The organism is Cupriavidus sp. 05L411, from assembly GCF_056398045.1.
In genome coordinates, this window is the sequence record NZ_JBFTOQ010000007.1 from 147,709 (window position 1) to 166,599 (window position 18,891).

An 18,891-nucleotide genomic window follows, 5' to 3' on the forward strand; every position below is an offset into this window, starting at 1 on the left:
CGGCTGCGCGGCGGGGCTCGGACGGCAGGGCCAGTCGCTACGGTTATGGCGCCGGGTAGACACGATTGAACAAACCCTGCACGGGCGGCGAATCGGTCTTATTCTCCCCCACTTTGATGATCTGCGGGTTCGCCCAGCCACCGCTGATATGGAAGCGGCGGCTGAAGGCCTTGGAGAATTCGTCTGCGAACAGCAACTGCGCCGCCAGTGTGCCGATGCCGAGCGCGGGATTGATGAACGCCGCCGCCACCGAGGCGGAGGTGGCGTTGATGCGCGGCACGACCGTCACGTTCAGGTCCTGCGTTTCGCGCGGGATGTTCGCGCTGCCGGTCATCGAGGCGCGCAGTTGTCCGCCCTTGAGCGCGAAGTCCTTGGTGCTGGCCACGCCGTTCTCGATCGTGCCGGTGCCGGTGATCTCGTCGAACACCATGCCCTGGCCCGCCACGCCGCGAAAGTCGAAGGTGGCCAGCCGCATCAGGCCTTGCAGGCTGAGCACGCCCAGCAGCTTGGCCGCGCCAGGGTCCACGCTGAGGATCTGGCCATTCTCCAGCTGCAGCTTCATCCGGCCCGACAAGGTAGGGTAGTCGATCGACAGCGGCGAGCCGCGCCATCCGACCCGGCCTTCGAAGGTGCCGTGGCCATCAGCCAGCATGTGGGGCAGGCCCATGCGTTCGAGTACCTGGCCGCCGTTGCGCACGTCGAGCTTGAAGTCGAGCAGCGTGCGGCGCTCGGCGGCAGCGCCTTCGCGCACCCGGCGCGGCAAGCGCCAGCTGCCGCTGCCGGTAAATGTCGCGCCCGGTTGCTCGATGACCAGACGGTCCAGTGTCCATACGGGCTCGCCGCCGTCTTCGCTGGAGCGCGCCTTGACCTCCAGCTTGCCGAAGTCGCGGCCGTGCAGTTCGAACCGCTCGGCAACCAGGTCCAGCGCGGGCAGGTCGCTGGTGCCGCCGTCGAGCGGGTCGCCGGCGCTGGCGGCGTCGCCCGTGTCCGGAATGCTCAGATGCGACAGGCGCAGCGTGAGCGCGCCTGCGGGGGTGGCCGCATCGCTGCGCCAGCGCAGGTTCCCCGCCACCTGGCGGGACTCGATCTGCATGCCCCAGCCAGCGCTTTCGCGGGTGGCCTCGAGCACGACATCGTCAAACTCGCGGCCAAAGGCGTGCAGCGCGCGCGCGCGCGCGGAAATGCGTTCCGGCAGGTAGGCGGACACCGGTGCGGCATTGCCTGCACTGGCCTTGCCGGCTTCCGCCAGCAACGCGCGCCACGCGTCCAGGTCGAAGCGGCTGGCCGTGAGCGCCGCGGTGACGCCGCTGGCGGGCTGCGGTGCCGGCTGCTCGATGCCGATCCCGCCGGCTTGCACTTCCACTGCGTCGCCATTGCGGCGCAGCAGGTAGCGTGCATTGAGCACGTTGCCGTATTGCGCCAGCATCTCCTCGCTGCCGGCGCGGGCGGATGCCGGGCGCAGCTCAAAGCGCATTGGCACGGCCTGCGCCGCGCTCTTGGCCATGGGTGCGGGCAGGTTCACCGCCAGCCCGGCCAGCTCCGATGCGACCGTGATCTGGGGCTGGTGATCGCGCACGCCGATCACGGCGCTGTAGTTGGTGCTGCCTTCCAGTTTTTGTACCAGCCCGGCCGCCGGCGAGGCGCCAAACGCCTCGCGGATGCCCTGGGCGGTGAGGTTGCCACCGGCATTGACCCGGATCGTGCCGTCGGGCTGGCTGCCCCCGCCGGCGCGAATCTCGCCGCCCAGGAAGCGGGCGCGCAGGTCGTTGAGCTGGAAGCCGTGCTCGTTGAAAGCGACGACGCCGGTGGTGCCGGCCAGCACGGGCAATTGCGGGATCAGCACCACCTCGTTGCCGGGCAGCCGGAACTGGCCGTCGACCTTGGTCGCATGCGCCTCGGTCAGGGGCAGGTCAAGCTTGAGGCGAAGCTCGCCGTTGCCCTGGGCGCGCATATCCGTCAGCACCTGGCCGGTCCAGTCGCGCACCGGGCTGGCGGCGACAAAGCGCAGGAAGCCTGCCATCGACCCGCTGGCGCTGCCATCCAGCACCAGGCGGCCATGCTCGCCGAGGTCTGCGATGCGGCCATTGACGTCCTGCAGCGTGACGCCGGTGGCGCCTTGCACGCCGGCGCGCTGCGCGACGAACGACAGGCCGCCGCGCTCGAACAGCAAGTGGCCACTGATGTCGGTGAAGTTCGGCCAGGCCTTGCCGCCATTGCTGGCGCTGGCGACGCTGCCCGCCGGCGCGCTCACATGGGGCGCGATCTGGTAGCTGACATGCTGGATCGGCACCTCGACCCGGAAGTCCCCGGCGCCCTCGAACGGGCTGTGGAAGGGGAAGTGCTCCAGGTCGCCCTTGAGCAGGAACTTGACGTCGCTGGCTTCGCCGCCGACCAGGGCGCCAGCCAGGTACTGGCGCGTGGAGGCGGGTATGCCCATGGGCAGGTAGCGCGGCACACGGCTGACCTGGGCGCGGGTCAGCTCGCCGGTCAGGTCGGCAATGCCGCCGTGCCCGTCGCCACCGGCGTGCCATGTGCCGCGTACGCTGCCGGCGGTATCCGCATTGGCGAATTGCACGCCGTCGGTGCGCACCGCCAGCTTGCCATTGTCATTGGTCCAGCGCACTTCGCCGTTGATCTGGTCAAACGACAGGCGCGGATCCTCGAACATGCCCGGCAGCATCAGCGCGGCATTGTTGCCTTCAAAACGGGCGCTGCCCTGGCGCTCGTCGAAACTGAAGCTGCCGGAGATCCGCGAAAAGCCCGGCACGCCCAGGTGCGGCTTGCCGTTCGGGCCGACGGGCGGGTTGGCGGGCTGGCCAAGCACCGAGACGCTGCGCAGCGTGCCCTGCACGTTGAAGTGGCGCTGGCCATCGCGGCGGCTCAGCATGCCCTGGCGATCCCGGGTCCAGTTCACGTCCAGGTTGTCGACATGGCCGGAGGGCTGGAGCGCGCGCAGCTGGCGCGACAAAGCGGTGTCGAGCGGCAGCGAGGTGGCCAGCGCGCGCACGGTGTTCAGGTCGAAGGTGGGTGCTTTGAGCGTGAACTTGCGCAACGCGCCCTTGTTGTCGGTGGCCCAGCCGACCACTACCTTGCGCATGCCTTCGCGCCAGGCGCCTTCGCCGCTGGCCAGGCCGGCGGCCGCGCTGGCGGCGCCGGGGGAGGCCGCGGCTGCGGAAGCCGCCTGCGCTTGCTGCGCCGGTGGCACGGCCGGCCCTTCCGCCGGCTCGGGCTGCCACAGCAGGGTGTCGATGGTGACGATGTTGTCGCGGTCGCGCCCCGCGCGGTGCAGGACAAAGGCCTGGGCGCTGGCGAGCTTGAGCGCTTCGGGCGCGCCGGAGAGCTTCAGGTCCACGCTGCTGGCGCGCAGCCGGGCCTGGCTGCGGGTGATCTGGCCGCCGCGAAACTCGATGGTGCCGTCGGTACTGAAGGTGCCCCGCGTGACTCGGTCGAAGACCGCGAGATAGCGCTGCAGCACCGGGAGCTCCAGCCGGCCAAGGTCCCAGCTGGCCTGCCCGTACCAGTTGTGCCAGTCGCCGGTGCGGTGCAGGTACTCATGGCGGAAGTCCGCCTGCACCACCAGCGGGCGTGGCGCAAGCGTGGCCGATTGCGCTTCGAGCTTGAACGTGTGGCGCGAGCCGTGGCGCTGCACGCTGAGTTGGATATCGCCCACGTCCAGTTGTGGCAGTTTGTTCTTGTCGTCGAGCCAGCGCAGCTTGCCGTCGGTGAGCTCGACCTTGCCCTGGGCCAGCAGCCAGTCGAACAGCCGGTTGTCCTGCGGCTGGGCGCCGGTGGTATCCACGGCCATGCCGGCCACCTTGAGCTTGCCGTCGGCGGAGCGGCGGATCAGCAGGTCGGTCCGGCTGGCGGAGATCCGCTGGAACAGCACGTCCATGCTGAACAGAGACCGCCATGACAGCTTGCCGTCAAGCTCGCCCGCCGCCAGCAGCACGCGCTGCTCGGCATCGATGGCCTTGACGTCGCGGGCATGGAAAGCGGGGTGCCAGCCATCCCAGTAGGTATCCAGCTGGCCGATGCTCAAATGGGCCGCGAGCGCCACCGAGCCGCGCTGCTCGAGCCAGGTGCGGGCGGCCGAGGCCTGCGGCCAGAGCACGAAGCGGATCAGGAGCCCGGCGAGCAGCGCCAGCAGCACCAGCGCCAGTGCCAGGCGCACCAGCACGCGTCCCAGGCCGCGCCAGACGGGATGGCGCAAGCCTGCGAGCAGGGCGCGGCCGCAAGCACGCACAAACGCAAGCGCGCGCAGGTTGCCTTGCTGCGATGGGGGTGAGCCTGCACCGGCGGCCCCTTCGCGTGCCGGCGTGCCGCCGGCGGTGGCGGCGGAGGGATCGGCAGGTGGGGTGGCGCGGCTGGACATGCGCAGATTATCCGACAATACTAGGCGCTCTCCAATTCGGTGCCTGACCGGCCGTGCATAACGCGCGCGCCGGCCAAGGGCCGGCTCACGCGCTACCAAGTAACAGGAATGACTTCCACTGATCCGACGAGTTCCGCAGCCGCGCCCGAGACCGCTGCAACCGATGGCGCTGCCGGCGAACATGCGCCCGGCAACACTTCCAGCGCTGCCAGGCAGGCCGTGGCCGACATGGCCACCGGCCCGTTCGCGGTGGTGGCCGCCGTTGAACTCGTGCCGGTCGATTGCGCCGGCATGGCATTGTACTCGCCCGCCTATTCCCATTACACCCGCCGCATGGTGCAGGCCCGTCCAGAGCTGGCCGAAATCGTCGCGCTCGCGCGCGACCAGCCGCTCACGCGCGCCTGGATGGAGGCACGGCTCAAGGTCCTGCATGAGCCGTCGGCCGATGTGGACGACGCCATCAAGCGCGCGCTGCGCCGCTTGCGCGCGGAAGTGATGTGCGTGGTGATCGAGCGCGATCTGCGCGGGCAGTCGACGCTGGGCGAAGTCACCGGCGCGATGACGGATCTGGCCGAGCTCGGCATCCAGTACGGCCTGGCCATGCTGGAAGCGGACCTCGCCCCGACCTACGGCCGTCCAGTCGGGCAGAGCAGTGGGGAAGTCCAGGAGCTGGTGGTGGTCGGCATGGGCAAGCTGGGTGGCCGCGAGCTCAACGTGTCGTCCGATATCGACCTGATCTTCCTGTACGACGAAGACGGCGACACGCGTGGCGGGCAACGCAGCCTGTCCAATCACGAATACTTCATCCGCCTGGGACGGCGCCTGATCAACCTGCTAGCCGACGTGACCGGAGACGGCTACGTGTTTCGCGTCGACATGCGCCTGCGCCCCAACGGCGACGCCGGGCCACTGGCCTGCAGCTTCGGCATGCTGGAGCAATACCTGATGGTGCAGGGCCGCGAGTGGGAGCGCTACGCCTGGATCAAGGGCAGGGTGGTGTCGGCGCTGGATACCCCGCATGCGCAACGTACCGCCGCGCAACTGGCCAGCCTGACCACGCCCTTCGTCTTCCGCCGCTACCTCGACTACGGCGTGATTGCGGCGATCCGCTCGCTGCATGCGCAGATCCGCGCCGAGGCGGCCAAGCGCAGCGGCGGGCTGGCGGCGCCAGGCGGCGGCCAGCGCGTCAACCAGCGTGCCTTTAATATCAAGCTCGGCCGCGGCGGTATCCGCGAGATCGAGTTCATGGCCCAGGTCTTCCAGCTGATCCGCGGCGGCCAGGACCCGGCGCTGCGCATCCGGCCCACCCTGGAGGTGTTGACGGTGGCGGTGGAGCATGGGCTGTTGCCTGCAGGCCAGGCCGAGCAACTGGCGCACGCCTACCGCTTCCTGCGCCAGCTCGAGCACCGCCTGCAGTATCGCGACGATGCCCAGACGCACCACCTGCCAACCTCGGAAGAGGAGCAGCTGGCGGTGGCGAAGATGATGGGCTGCGCCGACTGGCCGGCCTTGCTCGAGCGGCTGGCGTCGCTGCAGGATCCGGTGGCGCAACAGTTCGAGGCCACCTTCTCGGACCCCGATGAAGCGCACGCGCCGTGCGAGGCGTTGTGGCCGGCGTTGATCCAGGAAGAACAGGATGAACCGCCGTGCGAACGCCTGGCCTCAGCCGGCTTCAGTGATTGCACCGGGCTGCTCGACCGTCTGCGCGCCATTGGCGGCTCGCTGCGTTACCGCGCGCTGTCCGAGCCCAGCCGGGTGCGCTTTGACCTGCTGGTCAACCGCGCGCTTGACCTGGCCTCGCGCCAGGAAGACGCCGACCGCACCATCGCCCGCTTTGTCGATTTCCTGGATGCCATCAGCCGCCGCGCGTCCTACCTGTCGCTGCTTTCCGAGTACCCGCAGGCGATGGCGCGCGTGGCCGACACGCTGCACGCATCAAGCTGGGCCGCCGCCTACCTGACCCGCCACCCGCAACTACTCGACGAACTGCTCGATAGCGATGCCCTGGCGGGCGCGCCCGACTGGGCCGGCTTTCGCGGCCGCCTGGCCACGCGCCTCGACGCAGCCGACGGGCAGATCGAAGCGCAGATGGACATCCTGCGCCGCGAGCACCACGCCGAGACCTTCCGCATCCTGTTGCAGGACCTGCAAGGCATGCTGACCGTCGAGCAGATCGCCGACCGGCTGTCGGACCTGGCCGATGCCATGCTCGAGGTGACCCTGCAGGCCGTCTGGCGCCAGCTGGCGACCCGCCATGCCGAGCAGCCGCGCTTTGCCGTGATCGCTTACGGCAAGCTGGGCGGCAAGGAGCTGGGCTATGCCTCCGACCTCGACATCATCTTCCTCTACGAGGACGAGCACGAGCGCGCGCCTGACGTCTATGCCGCCTACGCGCGCCGCCTGATCACCTGGCTGACCAGCCATACCGCCGCCGGCACGCTGTTCGATGTCGACACGCGCCTGCGCCCAAACGGCGAGGCCGGGCTGCTGGTGACCAGCTTCGAGGGCTTTCGCCGCTACCAGCAGCGCGAGGGCGACAACACCGCGTGGGTGTGGGAGCACCAGGCCCTTACCCGCGCGCGTTTTTGCGCGGGCGACCCCGAGATCGGCGCGCATTTCGAAAGGCTGCGCGACGAGATCCTGCGCCAGCCGCGCGACGCCGCCACGCTGCGCGGCGAGATCGTCGCCATGCGCCACAAGGTGGCCGATGGCCATCCCAACCCAAGCGGATTGTTCGACCTCAAGCATGATCGCGGCGGCATGGTCGACATCGAGTTCACGGTGCAGTACCTCGTGCTGCTGCACAGCCACGATCATCCCGCGCTCACGCGCAATGCCGGCAATATCGCGCTGCTGCGCACGGCCGGCGAAATCGGCCTGATCGATGCCACGCTGGCGCGCGAAGTGGGCGATGCCTATCGCCTGTTCCGTGCCCGTCAGCACCAGCTGCGCCTGGACGGGCAGGTTCACGCACGTGTTCCGCCGGCCTTGGTGGCGCAGCAGGCGGAACACGTGCGCACCCTCTGGCAAGCGGTGTTCGGCGAGCCGCTTGCCGCCGGCGGCAAATGAACGTGCCGGCGGCTGGCGCGGCGCGCCGGCCGGGATGGCCGGGCGTGCTGGCCGTACTGGCGCTCACGGCCGCCCTGGGTGCCGCTTTTACCTTCATGCCGTGGCTGCACGCGCACGGGCTCTATCTGCGCGATGCGGTCATGGGCCACGGCGTGGCGGGCCAGTGGTGGCGCCTGCTGACGGCAATGTGGGTTCACCTTGGCTGGCAGCACTGGCTGGCGGACCTGCTGGCCGCCGCGGGCCTGTTCCTGCTGATTGGCCGCGAGACGCGCGCCGGCGCCATGTTGGCGGTCCTGTTCGCCTGCGGCGTTGCGGTGCAACTGGCGTTGTGCCGGGTGCCGTCGGTAGGCTGGTATGGCGGATTGTCCGGCGCGTTGCACGGGTTGGCGCTGTGGGGCGGGCTGCGGCTGCTCTATGGCAGCGGCGTGTCGCGCGTGCTCGGCGTGGCGCTCTGCCTCGGCGTGCTGGTCAAGACCTGGCTTGAGCAGTCATGGCTCGCGCCCGTGGTGTTCGACCCGCAGTGGGGGTTCGGGGTCGTGCGCATCTCGCACGCGGCCGGCGCGCTGGCCGGCCTGGGGCTATGGCTGGTGCAGGAGTGGTGGCAGCGCCGCCGGGGCGAGCCACCGGCATAGGCGCGCGGACAAGGGGCGCGGCCGGCGCAGGCCGGACGGTGCGCCGTGAATTCGCCGCGAATTCAGCGCGGTTTCAGCACGACCGCGCGGGGCGCCGGCGGCGTCCGGCCCAGTTCAACAGCAAGCCAAGCGCGCCCAGCCCGAGCGCGAGCGGCCACGAAATCGCGCCGCCGCCGCCACCACCCGAGGAGGTGGTTGGCGCAGCGGGCGCCGGCTGGACCACCTGCGTGCCGGCCGCCACGGCAGCATTGGCATCGAGCAGGCCCGCGCCGCAGATGCCGGCGTTGGCGGCGGCCGTGCAATAGGTGCCGGCCGGATGGGGCCGTGCCGAACTCTTCAAGGTGGCAAGCACCTGGGCGGGCGTGAGGGCCGGGTTGGCGGCGAGCATCAGCGACACCACGCCCGATACCAGCGGCGCGGCAAAGCTGGTGCCTTGCGAGTTGATGACGTTGTAGTTGCCAAGCGAGGTGGTGCCGTCATTGGACAGGGTCCGGATGAACGACTCCGCCACCGAGCATTTGCCGCCCGACACCTTGGAGTTGCCGCAGCCGCCGCCCGGCGCGCTCAGCGCAACCTGCGGCCCCACATTGGCATAGCTGGCGTTTTCGCCGTCATTGGCATGTGCCGTTACGGCGACCACGCCGGTGCAGTCGGCGGGCGCCTCGACCGCGCCGGCGCTGTTGCCGGTGGCGGCGACGACTACCACGCCATTCGCGGCGAGGTCGGTCACGGCTTGCTGCTCGATGCTGGAGCAGGTCCCGCCGCCCAGGCTCACGTTGATCACGCGCGCCGGGGTGGGGTTCGCCGGCACATTGGGTACGGAGAGGCCGCCGGCCCAGCGCATGCCATCCACGGTGTCCGAGAGCAGCGCGCCGCAGCGGCCGGAGACGCGCACCGGCTGGATGCGGGCGTTCCAGTCCACACCGGCGATGTTTACCCCGTTATTGGTGAGTGCGCCAAGCGTGCCTGCCACGCGGGTGCCGTGCCAGCTATTGTTGGTTGCGGTCGTGGTCGGCGTGGTGGTGCCTGGGCAGGTGAAGCCCGCCGGCACGCCGTCGCCGGCGTCGGTGGCATTCGCGTCCCGTCCATCGCCGTCGTTGGCGATGGACGGATCGGTAATGAAGTCATAGCCGGGCACAATGCGACCGGCGAGATCGGGGTGTGGCAGGTAGCCGGTATCTAGCACGGCGATCACCAGGCTGCTGCTGCCGCGCGTGCGGTCCCATGCGGGCGGCAGGTTCACGCCGCCCACCACCTGGGCGGGGGTGCCGAGGTAGGGCTGGTTGAGCGCGAACTCGGGATCGTTGGGGACGGTGTCGTGCAGCCGCAGCCAGCGGTCCGGCACCACTTCCGCGATGCGCGGATCCTGGCGCAGCCGGGCGGCGGTACCTTCAGGGTCGGCGGCATCGCTGCCGGAGACGCTCAGCAGTTGCAGGCTGCCGCCCATTTGGCGCTTGACCGAGAGCGCCACGCCGGTGCTCTGGCGCACGCTCAGCATGCGCTCGGACAAGCCGCTGGCAGCAGCGCTTTCGCTCGCGCCGGTGGTCGTGCTTGTGCTGCCGTCACGCCAGCGCACGATGAAGCTGCCGGTGTAGTGCGGCGCGGGGCGCGCGGCGGGGTCGGGGGCCGCGCCGGCTGCGGCCGGCATACCCAGCCAGAGGGCGGCGCCCAGCGCCAGCAGCAGGGCGGCATGGGGCGCCACGCGCCGCGTTTCGCCAGATTGGAATTGACGCTGTTCCTGCATGTCTACGTTCTCCCGTTGAGCCCGCTTCGGACTGACCGCGGTTACAGCATTCAACCTTCAACCTTTGACCTTCAGCCTTCAACGTCCAAGCCATGCATTCCGACGACAGGAGTCGGGCCGCCTCCGGATTCAGCTCGCCGGCATGTCGCGGCCGACGGGTTGGGTGCGGTTCGGCTTGAGCACGCGGTCAGGTTCGGCCAGCTCGATGCGAGGGGTGCCGCGCAGCGTGGCAAGCGCCTGGTCGATCGTGGCATCGGCCGACGCGGAGATCGCGGTGACCAGCCACACGCCGCCTGACATGGGCCGCTTGACGACGAAGCGGATCGGCCCGGCAATCGACGCCAGCAAGCGATCGGCGTCTTCGGACACGGTGACGGGGGGCGCGGAGAACCGCACCATGATATCGCCTACGGCGCGATCGGCGCTGATGCTGTTGAGCGGTGGCGCGGACGGGCGCTGTTGCGCCTGGCAGGCGGTCAGGGCCAGCAAGGCCAGCAGGCCGCAGGCGGCGGTGATCCGCAGCGGGCGAGCCAGTGAGCGGGAGTGCGGCTGTTTGCCGAGTGACATGGGAAACTCCTGAATGGTTACGGGCCAGGGCGCAGGCTGTCAGCCTGCGCTGCGCCGCGAGCGGCGCGCCTCCCGGGCCGTGCCGGTGGTGCCGCGCAGGCCTTGCGCGAGCATCTCCTCGGCATGTTGCACTGTGGTGGGCGTCACCGTGGTCCCACCCAGCATGCGTGCGGTTTCGACCACGCGGCCGGCGGGGTCGAGGGCGCGGATGCGCGAGCGGGTGACCGAGCCCGTGCCGTCGCGCTGGCTGGTCTCCTTGCTGACCAGCAGGTGGGCGCCGGCCTGGGCGGCCACCTGCGGCAGGTGGGTCACGCACAACACCTGGCGGGCGCGGCCGAGTTCCTGCAGGCGGCGGCCCACCACCTCGGCCACCGCGCCCCCGATCCCGGTGTCGACTTCGTCGAAGATCAGGGTGGGGGTGGGCGCGGCCTCGCTGGTAATGACAGAAATCGCCAGGCTGATCCGGGCCAGCTCGCCGCCCGACGCCACTTTGGCCAAGGGGCGCGCGCTGACGCCGGCATGGCCTGCCACCAGGAATTCGACTTGTTCCAGACCGTGGCTCTGCCCTTCGTCGAGCGGGTGCAGCGCCACCGCGAAACTGCCGCCCGCCATGGACAGGCCCTGCATGGCATCCGTCACGGCGGCCGACAGGCTTTCGGCCGCCACCTTGCGGGCAGCGCCGAGGTGCTGGGCGATGGTGAGGTAGGCGGCGCGGGCCGCGGCTTCGCGCGCCATCGCCTTGTTCAGGTCCTGGGCGGACTGGAGATCGTCCAGTTGCTGGCGGCGCGCCATCAGTTCGTCTGGCAGTTGCTCGGGCGGCATGCGGTACTTGCGCGCGGTGGTGTGCAGCGCCTGCATGCGCGCCTCCACCACCTGCAAGCGTTCGGGGTCCAGGTCGATCCGGTCGACGTAGCGGTTGAGTGAGTGCGCGGCCTCCTCGACCTGGACCAGTGCCGGGTCCAGCGCCGCCAGCACGTCGCCCAGCGCGGGGTCGACGTCAGCCATCTGCCGCAGGCGCTGCACCACGCTGTTCAGCCCGGACAGCACCGAGCCATCGGCCTCGGACAACGCCTCGAGCGCAGCGCGGCTGCCTTCGATCAGTCCAGCGGCGTGCGACAGCCGGTTGTACTCGGCCTGGATGTCTTCCCATTCGCCCGGTTGCGGCGCCAGCTTCTCGAGCTCGCCGACCTGCCATTCGAGCCGCTCGCGTTCCAGCTGCATCTCGCGCGAGCGGTGCTCGACGGTTTCGCGCTGGCGCACGCACGCGCGCCACGAGCGCCAGGCTTCGGCTACCGCGCCGGCCTGCGCGGTGAGCCCGGCATGGGCATCGAGCAGCAGGCGCTGGGCGTCCGGGCGCAGCAGCAGCTGATGGGCATGCTGGCCGTGGATATCGACCAGGCGGTCGCCGATGTCGCGCAGCTGGCCCAGCGTGGCGGCGGCGCCATTGATAAAGGCCTTGCCGCGCCCGCTGGCGTCGACCGTGCGGCGCAGCAGCACCGTGCCTTCGTCGCCGGTGAGATCGTGTTCGGCCAGCCAGGCGTCGAGCCCGGCCGGGGTGGAAAAGGTGGCGCTGATGCTGGCCCGGGCGGCGCCTTCGCGGACCACGCCGGCGTCGGCGCGCTCACCCAGCACCAGCGCCAGCGCATCGATCAGGATCGACTTGCCGGCGCCGGTCTCGCCGGTGAAGACGGTGAAGCCCGGGGAGAAGTCGAGGTCGAGGGTATCGACAATGACGAAATCGCGGATGGACAGGCTGCGCAGCATCGTGGTCGACGGGTCGGGGCTGGGTGATGTCAGGGGATGGATCTGGGCCGGATCGGTGCGGGCCGGGGCGGATCAGAGCCGGTTGTCTTCGCTCGGGTACTCATGCCAGTGCAGCTTCTTGCGCAGCGTGGCGTAATAGTTGTAGCCGATCGGGTGCAGCAGGTTGACGGTCTTGGCCGAGCGCCGCACCACGATGCGGTCGCCGGGCAAGAGCGAGGTCAGCGACTGCATGTCGAAGTTCACGCTGGCGTCACGCGCCGTGGCGACCTCGATCGACACTTCGGCGTCGTGCGGCAGCACGATCGGGCGGTTGGACAGCGCATGCGGGGCAATTGGCACCAGCACCAGGCCCGACAATGTCGGGTGCAGGATCGGGCCGCCCGCCGACAGCGCATAGGCGGTCGAGCCGGTCGGCGTGGAGACGATCAGGCCATCGGAGCGCTGGTTGTACATGAAGTGGCCGTCCACCGACACCGCCAGTTCGACCATGCCTGAAATGCCGGAACGGTTGACCACGACGTCGTTGAAGGCCAGCGCGGAGAAGATCACGCCATCGTCGCGCACCACCTGGGACTCCAGCAGCATGCGGGTCTCGGACTCGTAGCGGCCCGCCAGCATGTCGGGCAGCACCGAATGCACGTCCTGCAACGGGATGTCGGTCATGAAGCCAAGGCGCCCGTGGTTCACGCCGATCAGCGGCACCGGGTAGCCTGCCAGCTGGCGCGCCAGGCCCAGCAGGGTGCCGTCGCCGCCGAGCACCACCGCCACATCGGCATGCTTGCCGATCTCGTCGGGCGCCAGCGCCGGATAGTCGGTCAGCCCGGTGGCCAGGGCCGTGTCTCGCTCGAACACCACATCCTGGCCGTTCCTGAGGATACAGGCGGCCAGCTCTTCCAGCGGGCCCTCGATGCCGGCTGTGGCGTACCTGCCGATCAGGGCGACGGTGCGAAATGGGGCGCGCGCGGCGCCGGGCTTGGGGAGCGAAGACATGCCGGGATTAGACCATACCGCCGTGACCATTGTCAGCAGGAGGGCGCTCGGCGCCGGGCCGGATCGCCGATGAGCCGCCCGAATGGTGAAAACTTGCGTAAAATCAGGAGCATCATGGATGAACGTGCGAAAACGCTTCTCAAAACCCTCATCGAGCGCTACATCGCCGAGGGGCAGCCCGTGGGCTCACGGACCTTGTCGAAGTACTCGGGGCTCGACCTGTCTCCGGCCACCATCCGCAATGTGATGTCCGACCTGGAGGAAATGGGGTTCATTGCCAGCCCGCATACCTCGGCCGGGCGTATCCCCACGCCGCGCGGCTACCGGCTGTTCGTGGACACCATGCTGACCGCCCAGCCGCTGGATGGCGCGCTCAACCTGGCCGAGCTGACCGGCAAGATCCGGGGCCAGCTGCACGGCCAGCAGCTCGGGCCGCAGCGGATGATCACGTCGGCGGCGCACACCTTGTCCAACCTGTCGCAGTTCGCCGGCGTGGTGATGACCCCCAGGCGCGCCCAGGCGTTCCGGCAGGTCGAGTTCATGCGGCTTTCGGACAAGCGCATCCTGCTGATCATCGTCACCCCCGAGGGCGACGTGCAGAACCGCATCATCCAGACCGAGCTGCCGTATTCCCCGTCGCAACTGGTCGAAGCCGCCAATTTCATCAACTCGCACTTTGCCGGCATGAGCTTCGACAATGTGCGCGACCACCTGCGCGGCGAGCTGCAGGCGCTGCGCATGGATATGTCGCAACTGATGCAGGCCGCGGTGGAGGCGGGCAGCAATGCCATGGCCGAGGGGGAGGACGACCACGTCTTCATCTCGGGCGAGCGCAAGCTGCTGGAGGTGGAAGACCTGTCCTCCAGCATGGAAAAGCTGCGCCGCCTGTTCGACGTGTTCGAGCACAAGACCGGCCTGCTCAAGCTGCTCGATGTCTCCAGCCACGCCCAGGGCGTGCAGATCTTCATCGGCGGCGAGAGCAAGCTGGTGCCGCTCGAAGACATGGCGGTCATTACCGCGCCCTACGAAGTCGACGGCCAGATCGTCGGCACGCTCGGGGTGATCGGGCCGACCCGCATGGCCTACGAGCGGGTGATCCCGATCGTTGACATCACCGCGCGCTTGTTGTCCAGCGCGCTCAGCCAGAACTAGTGTTGGCCCGGCCCGGTCTCACAAACTGCCTGTTCCCCTCATCCTGTAAGCTCGGCGAGACCTGGCGGCCGCGCGCCCTGTGCCCGCGCCGCCCCGCCACACCGGAAATTACATGACGTTCACCCCTGAACCGGCCTACCAGCATGGCCAGGCGCCGCGCACGGCCATCCTGCTGATCAACCTTGGCACGCCGGATGCGCCAACGCCGAAGGCGGTCGGCAGCTACCTCAAGCAGTTCCTGTCCGACCCGCGCGTCGTGGAGATCCCACGCGCGGCGTGGCTGCCGCTGCTGTACGGCATCATCGTGCCGCTGCGCTCGCGCGCCTCGGCGATGAAGTATGAGTCGATCTGGCTGCGGGAGGCGCATATGACGGGTTCCCCGCTGCTGGTGCACACCGAGCGCCAGGCTCACGCATTGCAACTGCTCCTGAACCAGCAAGGCCATGAGGTGACGGTGGCGTGCGCCATGCGGTACGGCAATCCTTCGATCGGCTCGGTGCTGGAAGCGCTGCGCCGCCAGGGGACCGAGCGCATCCTGCTGCTGCCGCTGTATCCGCAATACTCCGGCACTACCACGGCGACGGGCTTCGACGAGGTGTTCCGGGTACTCAAGCAGTGGCGAAACCAGCCAGAGCTGCGGCTGGTCAAGCATTTCCACGACCATCCGGCCTATATTGCCGCCTTGCACCAGCAGGTGGGGGCATATTGGGCGCAGCATGGCACGCCGGATTTCGCGCGCGGCGACAAGCTGATTCTGTCGTTTCATGGCGTGCCGCGCCGCACGCTGGAGCTCGGCGATCCCTACCATTGCGAGTGCCTCAAGACCGGGCGTCTGCTGGGCGAGGCGCTGGGCTTGCAGCCGGGGCAGTATCAGGTCACCTTTCAGTCGCGCTTTGGCAAGGCGGAATGGCTGCAGCCCTATACCGCGCCCACCCTGCAGGAGCTCGGCAAGGTCGGCACGGGCCGGGTAGACGTGTTTTGCCCGGGCTTTCCGGCTGATTGCCTGGAGACGCTGGAAGAGATCGCCATGGAAGGGCGCTCCGAGTTCCACGTGGCAGGCGGCAAGGTGTTCCACTACATTCCTTGCCTCAACGATTCGGAAAGCTGGATTGCGGGGCTGGCGGAGATCGGCTTGCAGCACTTGCAGGGCTGGCCGCTGCGGCTACCGCATCCGCATGAGCTGGAGGCCCGCCGCACGCATGCGCACACGCGTGGCGCCGCAGCTTGAGCGCGGCGCTGCCCAACGGATGGAGGTGACGAGATGAGCGTATCTTTCGAGGCCGATGCCCGCCTGCGCATCGACAAATGGCTGTGGTGCGCGCGCTTCTTCAAGACTCGCTCGCTGGCCGCCGAGGCGGTGGACCGTGGCAAGGTGCAGGTCAACGGCCAGGCGTGCAAGAATTCGCGCGAGGTCAAGCCGGGCGACACCGTCGTCCTGGAGGCGCACCAGCAACGCTGGGAAGTCGTGGTGAAAGGGATTGCGGGATTACGCGGCCCGGCCGCGGTAGCCCAGACGCTTTATGCGGAAACCGAGGCCAGCGAGGCGCGTCGGCGGCAGGATGCCGAGAACCGGCGGCTTAACGTCGAACCTGCATCGAAGCTGCAGGGGCGCCCGACCAAGCGCGATCGCCGCCAGATCGACGGCGTCAGGGGGTGAGGCGCACGGCGATTCAAGCTGTACGGACTCACCCGGCTGGGTCAGCGAACGTAGGGAACGATGTAGTGTTTGAATACCGCCTTGCCACTGCCGTATTCGGTGTCTCGCGGCGTGAAGGCGCCGGAGAGGCAGATGAAGACTGTCATCACCGATAATGCGGCGAGAAGGAAGACCGTCAGAACAGGCAGCTTATGCATGGCTAACCTTTCGAGAGTGGCCCCACTTGAGTTGCATCTTCGACCCCGTTATTTTTGTCATTTTTATACGGTTTCATCTTAGGGGGTGCGCTGCAGCAAAGCAATATGACCCCTATTTCCGTAGACCCCGCTTTGTAACCTTGTGTTTCAGTGCACTGTCGCGGTGCGCTCTTGAAAATCCGGGGGCCTGCCACCAACTGCAGGCTACATTTGCCGATTGACCACCCGGCGGCCTGCGTTAGGCAGGCCGCGCCTTTGTTTTATACGGATCGACATGGAAGAACAGAAGCAGACGCCATCCACCACGCCGCCGCTCACGCCAGCCAGCGAGGAGCTGAACACCGCCCCGGCCGACCAGGCCGATAACGCCGCCGCCGTGGACGTGGCGGCCCAGTTGGCCGCGCTTGAAGCCAAGGCCAAGGAGAACTACGACATGTTCCTGCGGGCTACCGCGGAAGGCGAGAACATTCGCCGCCGCGCCCAGGAGGACGTCGCCAAGGCTCATAAATTCGCCATCGAGACCTTTGCCGACTATCTGCTGCCCGTGATGGACAGCCTGCAGGCGGCACTGGCCGACGGGTCGGGCGATATCGCCAAGCTGCGCGAAGGGGTCGAATTGACCGCCCGCCAGCTCGTCAGCGCCTTCGAGAAGGGCAAGATCGTCGAGCTGAACCCGGTTGGCGAGAAGTTCGACCCGCACCGCCACCAGGCCATTTCGATGGTGCCGGCCCCGCAGGAGCCGAACACCGTGGTCACGGTGCTGCAGCGCGGCTACACGATCGCCGATCGCGTGCTGCGCCCGGCGCTGGTCACGGTGTCCGCACCCAAGTAAGCGCTACCTCTTTGCGGTCCGCCCGGCGGGCTGGCAAAAGCAACGCCCGGTGCCGCTGGCCCGGGCGTTTTTTATTGCCGGAGACATCTATGTGCACAAAGCCAGACAATGCCGTCACGCCCGACATCACTGTGGATCCGGCGGCGCACCTAAACCATCGCGCCTTCGAAGTGTTCGGCATGCGCGAGGTGGACGGCGCCGGCATTGATGGCGCTATCGCCGCCGCCGGCGATGCACTGGTCTGCGTGTTTTTCTGGGGCGTAGACTGCTTCAATTGCGAGATGGCCAAGAAAGCCATGCTGGCCAATCCAGACCCGGTGCGGGCGCTGGAGCTGCACTGGCTGCACGCTAACGTCTATGCGCACCCGGATATGGGCAAGCGATTCGGCCTGCACGGCATTCCGGTCTTCATGTTCTTCCACAAGGGCAAGAAGCTGGGGCGGGCCACCGGCTGGCATGGGCAGGGCCAGTTTGCCGCAGCGGTGGCCAACGCACGGCTGAAGGCTAGCGGCAAGCCGCTGGCCGGTTAGGCGTGTCCGCGTGTCCGCGCGTCAGCGTGACAGCGCGTATCCCAGCCGGAATTGCCAAGGCAGCTTGCGGTTGTAGTCCAGCAAGCTCTCGCCATAGCCGATGAAATAGCCTGCCATCAGGTAACCCGCCGTGCCGGGGATCAGCCTGGCCAGCGGATATGTCACCGATGCGTCGACGCTACCGTAATGCTTCTGCGTGCCTTTGCGCAGGGTGGTGGCGAACTCCCATGAGTCCGGCTTGCCGTAGGCCAGTTTCAGGTCCATGTAGCCGCGATAGCTGGCAATGTCCGAGTTGTCGTTCTTCTCGACGTAGTAGTACAGCTTGGGCGACACACTCCAGTGCCAGTTGCTCATGTCCCCCAGGTAAAACGTGGGTTTGACGAACACCGTATTGATGCTGCGCGACTGGGCGCCATCGCGGCCATTCGACTCATGTTCCAGGCCAGCTGCGAGCGAGAGCCGGCTGATCACGCGGTTCTGCACGCCGGTATCCGACAGGTAATAGAACAGGCTTGGGCGGTAGTTGGTGTCGCGGAACGGCCGTGAGTCGCTCGACAGATCCCACAGGGAGAACTGCGTGTAGCCGAAGTACAGGTTCTCAAGCAAGCCGTGCGAAGCCGGATTCTCGCCTTGGTAGATGCGGAACTTGAAGCTGAACTGGAACTTGGCGTTGGCCCCGCCATGCGCCCCGACCAGGAAGTACATCGGGTCGTTGAAGGTCAGCCGGCCCTGGTCGCGCAGGTCTGCCGGGACGGGCGACGCCTGGCTGGTGGCTGCTACGGGAATGACGGGCACAACCGGCGCTGCAGGGGTGCTTCCTTCGGCGCTTGTGGTGGGTGCCGGGGTCGCCGCGACCTGGGCCGATGGCGGATCGTCGGCGCGCGGGGCGCGGTTGAGCGTGACCAGCACAGGCGCGGCGTCGATGTCCACGGGATCGAGTCGGACCACGCCGCGCAGGTTGGGCGGCAACGGCGCACTGTACTCGACGGTGCGGTGCTCGCCTTTGCGCAGCTTGATCGTCGAGGGGCCCGCAGTGGCGCGCCGCATGCTGAGCCTGACAGGGGCCTGCAGATCGGCCGAAGCCGTGACGTCGATCGCCTGGGGGACCAGGAAGCTGCGGCTCGCGCCGTCAGCGCTCAGCAACAAGGTCAGGGTCAGGGGCTTGGTGCCGTCGACCACCTTCGGCGGTTGCCGCAGCGCAACGGCAGCATGGCTCGATAGCGGCCCGGCCGCCACGAGGGCGAGGGCGAGCAGGAGAGCGGGAGGCTTGGCCGTGGCGCGGCGGATCTCGGGCTTGAGCGTGCTGAGCATGGGAGGCGGCAGCGCATCCTCGTGAAGAGGTGATGCGCACGCGGCTGGATATTGTTACGCGGCACAGCCTATCA

The 18,891-nt window shown here is 68.4% G+C and carries 14 protein-coding genes; 7 read left to right on the top strand and 7 right to left on the bottom strand.

The features are described from left to right. Positions 1 to 43: 43 nt before the first annotated feature. The gene (locus AC1DQR_RS10380) at positions 44 to 4,372 is read right to left on the bottom strand and encodes a YhdP family protein (protein WP_477132957.1); all 4,329 of its coding nucleotides are present in this window, start codon (positions 4,370 to 4,372) and stop codon (positions 44 to 46) included. Between the two features lie 228 nt (positions 4,373 to 4,600). On the opposite strand from AC1DQR_RS10380, the gene glnE reads away from it, so the two are divergent. Together glnE and rrtA are read left to right on the top strand one after the other, a co-directional pair. Beyond that, positions 4,601 to 7,441, top strand: a complete 2,841-nt coding sequence (gene glnE / locus AC1DQR_RS10385; RefSeq protein ID WP_477133046.1) for a bifunctional [glutamate--ammonia ligase]-adenylyl-L-tyrosine phosphorylase/[glutamate--ammonia-ligase] adenylyltransferase — start codon at positions 4,601 to 4,603, stop codon at positions 7,439 to 7,441. Beyond that, positions 7,438 to 8,073: a rhombosortase gene (rrtA, locus tag AC1DQR_RS10390; RefSeq protein WP_416048054.1), complete on the top strand. Its 636-nt coding sequence runs from the start codon at positions 7,438 to 7,440 to the stop codon at positions 8,071 to 8,073. Before glnE ends, rrtA begins: the two co-directional genes overlap by 4 nt. 73 nt (positions 8,074 to 8,146) lie before the next feature. Here rrtA and AC1DQR_RS10395 read toward each other — a convergent pair whose 3' ends face one another. The 4 genes from AC1DQR_RS10395 to AC1DQR_RS10410 all read right to left on the bottom strand — a co-directional run bounded on the left by AC1DQR_RS10395 (position 8,147) and on the right by AC1DQR_RS10410 (position 13,138). Then, entirely contained in the window at positions 8,147 to 9,817 is a 1,671-nt protein-coding gene (locus AC1DQR_RS10395) for a S8 family peptidase (RefSeq protein WP_416048055.1), read from the bottom strand. Between the two features lie 129 nt (positions 9,818 to 9,946). Further along, complete coding sequence (locus AC1DQR_RS10400) at positions 9,947 to 10,384, bottom strand: hypothetical protein (RefSeq protein ID WP_174422857.1); 438 nt, start codon at positions 10,382 to 10,384, stop codon at positions 9,947 to 9,949. Between the two features lie 39 nt (positions 10,385 to 10,423). Then, positions 10,424 to 12,148 carry a DNA repair protein RecN gene (gene recN, locus AC1DQR_RS10405; protein ID WP_416048056.1) on the bottom strand — a complete coding sequence of 575 codons (1,725 nt, stop codon included), beginning with the start codon at positions 12,146 to 12,148 and terminating at the stop codon, positions 10,424 to 10,426. A gap of 72 nt (positions 12,149 to 12,220) precedes the next feature. Further along, on the bottom strand, positions 12,221 to 13,138 hold the full coding sequence (locus AC1DQR_RS10410; RefSeq protein ID WP_174422855.1) for an NAD kinase: 918 nt from the start codon (positions 13,136 to 13,138) through the stop codon (positions 12,221 to 12,223). A 114-nt stretch (positions 13,139 to 13,252) separates the two neighbouring features. Between AC1DQR_RS10410 and hrcA the strand changes: the two genes are divergently transcribed. The 3 genes from hrcA (at position 13,253) to AC1DQR_RS10425 (ending at position 15,947) form a co-directional block, all read left to right on the top strand. Next, positions 13,253 to 14,290, top strand: a complete 1,038-nt coding sequence (hrcA, locus tag AC1DQR_RS10415) for a heat-inducible transcriptional repressor HrcA (RefSeq protein WP_043344856.1) — start codon at positions 13,253 to 13,255, stop codon at positions 14,288 to 14,290. 112 nt (positions 14,291 to 14,402) lie between these two features. Further along, positions 14,403 to 15,518, top strand: a complete 1,116-nt coding sequence (gene hemH, locus AC1DQR_RS10420; RefSeq protein ID WP_416048057.1) for a ferrochelatase — start codon at positions 14,403 to 14,405, stop codon at positions 15,516 to 15,518. A gap of 33 nt (positions 15,519 to 15,551) precedes the next feature. Beyond that, a complete protein-coding gene (locus AC1DQR_RS10425; protein ID WP_416048058.1) occupies positions 15,552 to 15,947 on the top strand; it encodes an RNA-binding S4 domain-containing protein in 396 nt (131 codons plus the stop codon). 41 nt (positions 15,948 to 15,988) lie between these two features. Here AC1DQR_RS10425 and AC1DQR_RS10430 read toward each other — a convergent pair whose 3' ends face one another. Continuing rightward, a complete protein-coding gene (locus AC1DQR_RS10430; protein ID WP_416048059.1) occupies positions 15,989 to 16,144 on the bottom strand; it encodes a hypothetical protein in 156 nt (51 codons plus the stop codon). A gap of 274 nt (positions 16,145 to 16,418) precedes the next feature. Here AC1DQR_RS10430 and grpE point away from each other — a divergent pair, with 274 nt between their 5' ends. Both grpE and AC1DQR_RS10440 read left to right on the top strand, forming a co-directional pair. After that, the gene (gene grpE / locus AC1DQR_RS10435; protein WP_477132958.1) at positions 16,419 to 16,976 is read left to right on the top strand and encodes a nucleotide exchange factor GrpE; all 558 of its coding nucleotides are present in this window, start codon (positions 16,419 to 16,421) and stop codon (positions 16,974 to 16,976) included. 89 nt (positions 16,977 to 17,065) lie between these two features. Continuing rightward, entirely contained in the window at positions 17,066 to 17,506 is a 441-nt protein-coding gene (locus AC1DQR_RS10440; protein WP_477132959.1) for a thioredoxin family protein, read from the top strand. Positions 17,507 to 17,527: 21 nt separating this feature from the next. Here AC1DQR_RS10440 and AC1DQR_RS10445 read toward each other — a convergent pair whose 3' ends face one another. Beyond that, entirely contained in the window at positions 17,528 to 18,817 is a 1,290-nt protein-coding gene (locus tag AC1DQR_RS10445) for a phospholipase A (protein ID WP_477132960.1), read from the bottom strand. Positions 18,818 to 18,891: the final 74 nt, after the last annotated feature.